Source organism: Arthrobacter sp. 147(2020), assembly GCF_013116715.1.
Taxonomy (GTDB): Bacteria; Actinomycetota; Actinomycetes; order Actinomycetales; family Micrococcaceae; genus Arthrobacter_D.
Genome location: NZ_JABFOM010000010.1, coordinates 88,857 through 95,691, shown reverse-complemented (window position 1 = coordinate 95,691; position 6,835 = coordinate 88,857). Strand labels below are relative to the sequence as shown.

At 65.7% G+C, this 6,835-nt stretch carries 5 protein-coding genes; 2 read left to right on the top strand and 3 right to left on the bottom strand.

Annotated elements, in window-relative coordinates; all coding sequences use genetic code 11:
* Positions 1–1,150, top strand: a 1,150-nt coding sequence (locus tag HMI58_RS09320; RefSeq protein WP_318779171.1) for an alpha/beta hydrolase, incomplete at its 5' end; no start/stop codon positions are given.
* Here the strand turns inward: HMI58_RS09320 and HMI58_RS09315 are convergent.
* From HMI58_RS09315 to leuA, 3 genes are all read right to left on the bottom strand, one after another.
* On the bottom strand, positions 1,147–1,953 hold the full coding sequence (locus HMI58_RS09315; RefSeq protein ID WP_171587343.1) for an isoprenyl transferase: 807 nt from the start codon (positions 1,951–1,953) through the stop codon (positions 1,147–1,149). The genes HMI58_RS09320 and HMI58_RS09315 overlap by 4 nt on opposite strands.
* A 49-nt stretch (positions 1,954–2,002) precedes the next feature.
* Positions 2,003–2,752, bottom strand: a complete 750-nt coding sequence (recO, locus tag HMI58_RS09310) for a DNA repair protein RecO (RefSeq protein ID WP_171587344.1) — start codon at positions 2,750–2,752, stop codon at positions 2,003–2,005.
* A 97-nt stretch (positions 2,753–2,849) separates the two neighbouring features.
* The gene (gene leuA / locus HMI58_RS09305; protein WP_171587345.1) at positions 2,850–4,598 is read right to left on the bottom strand and encodes a 2-isopropylmalate synthase; all 1,749 of its coding nucleotides are present in this window, start codon (positions 4,596–4,598) and stop codon (positions 2,850–2,852) included.
* A gap of 285 nt (positions 4,599–4,883) precedes the next feature.
* On the opposite strand from leuA, the gene HMI58_RS09300 reads away from it, so the two are divergent.
* On the top strand, positions 4,884–6,833 hold the full coding sequence (locus HMI58_RS09300) for a M13-type metalloendopeptidase (protein WP_171619228.1): 1,950 nt from the start codon (positions 4,884–4,886) through the stop codon (positions 6,831–6,833).
* The last annotated feature ends 2 nt before the right edge of the window (positions 6,834–6,835 follow it).

Genomic DNA, 6,835 nt, shown 5'->3' with positions numbered 1-6,835 from the left:
CGCCTGCAACGGTGCCAACGGTTACAGTTTTGGGATGGGGCTGATCTGGAAACCGGACTATCTAGGACACGGGTTCATCTGCGCCGACCTGCCGCTCGGCGCCGACGACGAGGGCCCGTGCGTCGCGACGCTGGTGTCTTACACTTCCCCGGCAATCGAGACCCTGCTGCCCGAACACCCGACGCCGGCGCACTCTCGGGCCGGTGGCTGGTGGCCGGGCCTGCTGGATCGCCTGCTCCGCCGCCGCGGACCGGCGAGCATCGACGAACCAGTCTCCGCTGAGCCGACCACTGTCACCGCAGTACTCTACGTGCACGGCTGGAGTGACTATTTCCTTCACCGTGGCCTCGCCGAGTTCTACGCCGCGCGCGGAGTCGCCTTCTACGCGGTGGATCTGCGCAAGTACGGGCGCAGCCTCCGCGACTGGCAGACCCCCGGATATGTCGGGAATCTCGCCGAGTATGACGACGACATCGATGCTGCGTTGCGGGCGTTGGCGACTCACATCCGTGAACGGGAGGGGGCTGCGGTGCCGGTGAAGGTGCACCTGATGGCGCATTCCACTGGGGCACTCATCGCCTCGCTGTGGGCTCACCGCAATCCCGGCCGGGTTGCCAGCCTGATCCTGAACAGTCCCTGGCTGGATGTGCAGGGCAGCGCGATCTTGCGCGGCGCTACCCAGGGCCTCCTGGATCCCATCACCCGGTTCAGGCCGAAGGCCCGGCTGAAGCTTCCGGAGTTCGGATTCTACTGGCGCAGCATCAGTAATACCGGCGACGGCGACTGGGACATCCATCCCCTGTGGCGCCCCGAGTTCGGTTTCCCGATCAGGGCGGGTTGGGTGGCCGCGGTCCTCGCCGGGCATGCCCAGGTGCGCCGGGGGCTGGACATCGGCGTCCCGGTCCTGGTCCTGGCCTCGACCCGCTCCTCGGTGAGCCCGGTCTGGAGCGAGGCGATGCTCACCTCGGACAGTGTCCTCGACGTGACCCTGATGACCCAGCGGGCCCTCCAGCTTGGCCCGAACGTGACCGTCTGCCGCTATGAGGGCGCACTGCACGACGTCTTGCTCTCCAAGGAACCGGTCCGTCGCAAGGTGTACCTGACCCTTGACGGCTGGCTGCGCTGCCAGGAACTGGTCGGCCGAAGCTAGCGGGGGGCGGCAGCAGACTGGTCGACCGCCCCGCCGAAGCGGCGGTCGCGGCCCGCGTATTCGCCGATCGCCCGCCACAACACCCGGCGGTCGACGTCGGGCCACAGCACGTCCATGAACACCATCTCCGCGTAGGCAGACTGCCACAGCATGAAATTGGAGAACCTCTGCTCACCGGAAGTCCGCAGGAACAGGTCGACGTCGGGGAGATCGGGTTCGTCGAGATACTTCTGGATGGTCTTCTCCGACACGGCGGACGCCCGCAGCTTGCCGGCTTGAACCTGTTCGGCGATGGCACGGGCAGCGTCGGCGATTTCCGCCCGCCCCCCATAGTTGACGCACATGGTGAGGGTGCAGGTGGTGTTGCCGAGGGTCTGCTGTTCAGCCACCTCCAGTTCCTTCACCACCGACTGCCACAGCCGGGGACGTCGTCCGGACCACCGGATCCGGACACCCCAGGCGTCCAGCTGGTCGCGCTGCCGGCGCAGGACGTCCCGGCTGAACCCCATCAGGAACCGCACCTCGTCCGGTGAGCGTTTCCAGTTCTCGGTGGAGAACGCGTAGACGGACACGTGCTTCACCCCTATCTCGATGGCCCCGGCCATCACATCGAGCAGTGCCGCCTCCCCGGCCCGGTGACCTTCCGTACGGGGCAGACCGCGCTGGTTGGCCCACCGGCCGTTCCCGTCCATCACAATCGCCACGTGCTTGGGCACGAACTGCGCAGGGATGGCCGGAGCCGTTTCGCCCGAGGGGTGTGGCCACGGGCGTGTAGGGCCGGCGGTTCGTCGGTCCTGATTCACTGTTCGTCCTGATTCGCTGTCGGTCCTGAACTGACTGTCGGTCCTGACTTCACTGACGCTCCACTAGTTTGAGGGATTTGACGACTCGTTCAAGGTGCCACTGCAGGTAGCTCGCAACCAGGCCGGCAGCCTCCCGGCGGGACTGCGGGCCGGAAGCGTCAGCTGTTTCCCAATTGCCGGAAAGCAGCGCGGCGAGCAGTTCCATCGATTCGGCCGACGGCGACGCGGCCCCTGGTGGACGGCAGTCAGGGCACACTCCCCCACCCAGCGGCGCCGAGAAGGCGGAGTGCGGCCCGGGGACCCCACAGCGGGCGCAGTCGGTGAAGCTTGGCGCCCAACCGGCCGTGGCGAGGGCACGTAGCAGGTAGGAGTCGAGGATCAGCTCGGGTGCGTGCAGTCCCCGGCTCAGGGCTGACAGGGCCCCGACGATGAGGTTGTACTGGGCTCCGGAGGATTCGCCGTCGGCGTCGGTGAGGCGCTCAGCGGTTTCGGCGATCGCCGCGGCAGCCGTGTACCTGCCGTAGTCGGCGGCGATTCCGTGGCCGTAGGCGCCCTTCGTTTGCGCCTGGGTGACGACATCGAGGCTGCGTCCGGCCACCAGCTGCAGGTCAACCGTCATATAGGGTTCCAACCGCGAACCGAACTTGCTGCTGGTGCGGCGCACACCCTTGGCCACGGCCCTGACCTGTCCGTGATCCCTGGTGAGGAAGACGATGATCCGGTCGGCTTCGCCGAGTTTATGGGTACGCAGCACGACGCCTTCGGCGCGGTAGGTGCGGGAGGCAAAGGACGAGGACACCGTTCCATTTTCGCACCACTTGCGCCGCACGGGGGCATCGGTGGGGGCGCGCCCCCTGACCGGTGCCCCCGTGCGGCGTAATGCCCCACCGGTAGTGCTAGCTGGCCTGCTGCTGGTCCCTGATGGCACGGTTCACAGCTGAGATGACTGCCTTCAGCGCGGCCATCGTGGTGTTGGAGTCGATGCCGACCCCCCAGAGGACACGTTCCCCGATGGTGCACTCGACGTAGGCTGCCGCGCGGGCGTTGCCCCCGGCGGACAGGGCATGCTCGGTGTAGTCCAGGACCCGCACGTCGACCCCGTCCTCTCCCAGGATGGAGAGTAGCGCCGCAATCGGGCCGTTGGCCTCGGCGGAACGCCGCTGCTGGACGCCGTCCACCAGCAGGGACGCGGTGAGCTTGAGGGAGTCGTCTTCCCCGGTAGCGGTGTTGACGCTGGTGAGGGCATAGTGTCCCCAGGTGCCAGCGCCCCCGGCGCGGCTGGGCAGGTACTCGTCCTGGAAGACCTTCCACAACTCGGCCCCGGTAATTTCCCCGCCAGCCGTGTCGGTACGGCGCTGGATGACCCCGGAGAACTCGATCTGGGCCCGTCGCGGCAGGTCCAGGCTGTGCTCGTTCTTCAGCAGGTAGGCGACGCCGCCCTTGCCGGACTGGGAGTTGACCCGGATCACTGCCTCGTAGCTGCGCCCAATATCCTTCGGGTCAATCGGCAGGTAGGGCACGGCCCAGGGGATGTCCTCGACGGTCTTGCCGGCCTCGGCGGCGTCGGCCTCCATCCGTTCGAAGCCCTTCTTGATGGCATCCTGATGGGAGCCGGAGAAGGCGGTGAACACGAGGTCGCCTCCGTACGGTGAACGCTCGGGGACGGGGAGCTGGTTGCAGTACTCGGCCGTCCGCCGGATGTGGTCAATGTCGGAGAAGTCGATCTCCGGGTCGATACCCTGTCCGTAGAGATTCATGCCCAGTGTCACCAGGTCAACGTTGCCGGTGCGTTCGCCGTTGCCGAACAGGCAGCCCTCGATCCGGTCAGCGCCCGCCAGGTAGCCGAGCTCGGCCGCGGCGACGCCGGTCCCGCGGTCGTTGTGCGGGTGCAGGGACAGGATGATGTTCTCCCGGTTGTCCAGGTTCCGGCACATCCATTCGATCGAGTCGGCATACACGTTGGGGGTGGCCATCTCGACGGTTGCGGGTAGGTTCAGGATCATCTGGCGGTCTGCGCTGGCTTCCAGCACCACTGCTACCTCGTTGCTGATCCGCGCCGCGAATTCCAGCTCCGTGCCGGTGAAGGACTCGGGCGAGTACTCGTAGGTGACCTCGGTGTTCCTCAGGGTCTCCTCGAACTTCTTGCAGAGTCGCGCCCCGGTCAGCGCGATGTCGATGATGCCGTCCTTGTCCTGGTTGAACACCACCCGGCGCTGCAGGACCGAGGTCGAGTTGTACAGGTGGACGATGGCACGATCGGCGCCCTCAATCGACTGGTAGGTACGCTCGATCAGGTGCTCCCGGGCCTGCGTGAGGACCTGGATGGTGACGTCGTCGGGGATCCGGTCCGTCTCGATCAGCTGGCGGACGAAGTCAAAGTCGGTCTGCGAGGCTGAGGGGAAACCCACCTCGATCTCCTTGTAGCCCATCTGGACCAGGAGGTCGAACATCTTGTGCTTGCGTTCAGGGCTCATCGGGTCGATCAGCGCCTGGTTCCCGTCCCTCAGGTCGACAGCGCACCAGCGGGGAGCCTTGGTGATGACCTTGTCGGGCCAGGTCCGGTCAGGCAGCTCGACGGTGATCTGGTCCTGGAACGGCGTGTACTTGTGGAACGGCATTCCGGAGGGTTTTTGTGCGTTGCGCATGATGGTTGGCCTGTTCTGTGGAGGTTCTGGGGAAGACTCCGGGGCCGCTTCGCGACGACTCTGAGCCGGGATCTTCAGGACTGGGCCGGGCATCACTGACTCCGCAGCGGGGAGTCGGCCTTGACTGTGTCTTGAATGACTACCTAGTCGTTCTGGCCCCGCCGCGGCAGCTAAGAAGGAGCAGTTCTGCACGCACAAGCCCACCCTAGCATGGAGCATAGGATGGAATCCGGATCGATTTCACTTCTTGGCACACTCGAATTCACCCCACCAGTTAGGATCACCATGGCATCGGCAGGGACCACCCACACGGCAACCGGCACCGAGGTTAGGGTTCAGGACGACCTGTTCCGGCACGTCAACGGTGGCTGGTTGAGCACCACCGATATTCCGTCGGACCGGCCGTTGGAAGGTGCTTTCACTCAGCTCCGGGATGCCGCCGAACTGGCCGTGCGCCAAATCATTGAAGACGCGGCGGCGACGCCTGATCCGTCCGGCGACAACTTCAAAATCAAGGCGCTGTACGGGTCCTTCATGAACGAGGTCCTCATTGAGCGGGCGGGGGCGGAGCCGGTGGCTCCCCTGCTGGAAAGAATTGACGCGGTCGAGTCGACGGCGGCCCTGGTCACCCTGGACGCCGAGCTGTCCCGGACCGGTATCGCCGGGCTCGCGCTGCCCTACGTGAGCAACGATGCTGGCAACCCCGAGAGGTACATGCTGCACCTCTACCAGTCGGGGCTGGGCATGCCCGACGAGTCCTACTACCGGGAGGACAAGTTCGACACCTCGAGGACCGAATACCGGGCTCTCCTGGTCGCGCTGCTCAGGGAGGCGGGAGTGGACGACGCCGAGGGCCGGGCCGCCGCCGTCTTCGACCTGGAAACCAAGCTTGCAGCTGCCCACATGGACACGGTCACCCGGCGTGACCCACAAGCTACCTACAATCTGCTGACCCTGGACGCCGTCGTCGAACTGGCGCCCTTCAGCGGCCAGTGGTTGAAGACCCTGACCCGCAACGCCGACGGCATCGACGAACTGATCGTCAGCCAGCCCGAGTACCTGGCCGCCGTCGACAGCCTCTTGGCCTCGGTTGACCTGGAGGTCTGGAAGAGCTGGCTCACCACCCGGGTGCTGCTGCACTCAGCCGGGTACCTCAGCCGCGCGTTCGTCGACGCGGCCTTCGCCTTCTACGGCACACACCTCAGCGGCACACCGCAGATCAAGGACCGCTGGAAGCGGGGTGTGGCGCTGGTGGAGGGGGCCGTCGGTGAAGCCGTCGGACGCGAGTACGTGAACCGCCACTTCCCACCCACCCACAAGGCGATCATGCTGGGGCTGGTCGAAAACCTGTTGGCCGCCTACCGGGAGAGCATCACCTCGCTCGACTGGATGACCTCAGCAACCAAGGAGCGGGCCCTCGCCAAGCTTGAGCAGTTCCACACCAAGATCGGCTTCCCCGATCAGTGGATCGACTATTCGGAACTGGAAATCATCGACGGCGACACCTACGGCAATGTCCGCCGCGCGACGGCTTTTGAACTGGATCGTCAGCTCGCCCGGTTGGGCGGACCGATCGACCGGGGCAACTGGCTGATGACACCGCAGACCGTCAACGCCTACTACATGCCTACCATGAACGAGATCGTCTTCCCGGCAGCCATTCTGCAGCCACCGTTCTTCGACGTCGACGCCGATCCGGCGGTCAACTACGGAGCGATCGGCGCAGTGATCGGCCACGAAATCGGGCACGGGTTTGATGACAAGGGTTCGCAGTTCGATGGAAGCGGGCGGCTGGACAACTGGTGGACCGACCAGGACCGGGCCGCCTTCGACGCGCTCACTGCGCGTCTGGTGGAGCAGTATGACCAGCTCAGCCCCGCCGAGGCTCCCGGGAACACTGTCAACGGCAACCTCACCCTTGGTGAGAACATCGGAGACCTGGGCGGCCTGTCGATCGGCTACCGCGCCTACCTGCTCAGCCTGGACGGCGCTGAACCGCCCGTCATCGATGGCCTGACCGGCGCGCAGCGCTTCTTTACCTCGTGGGCCCAGTGCTGGCGGCAGAAGATCCGCGCCGAGGAGGCCCTGCGCCGGCTTACTGTCGATCCGCACTCCCCCAACGAGTTCCGGTGCAACCAGGTGGTCCGCAACCTGGATCCGTTCCACGACGCGTTTGGCGTGACTGAGGCAGACCAGCTGTGGCTGGAACCCGACCAGCGGGTGCGGATCTGGTAGTT

Bases quoted from the DNA above. Each gene is read 5' to 3' on its own strand.
- HMI58_RS09300 (WP_171619228.1), top strand. From the start codon at position 4,884: ATGGCATCGGCAGGGACCACCCACACGGCAACCGGCACCGAGGTTAGG.
- leuA (WP_171587345.1), bottom strand. From the start codon at position 4,598: ATGCGCAACGCACAAAAACCCTCCGGAATGCCGTTCCACAAGTACACG.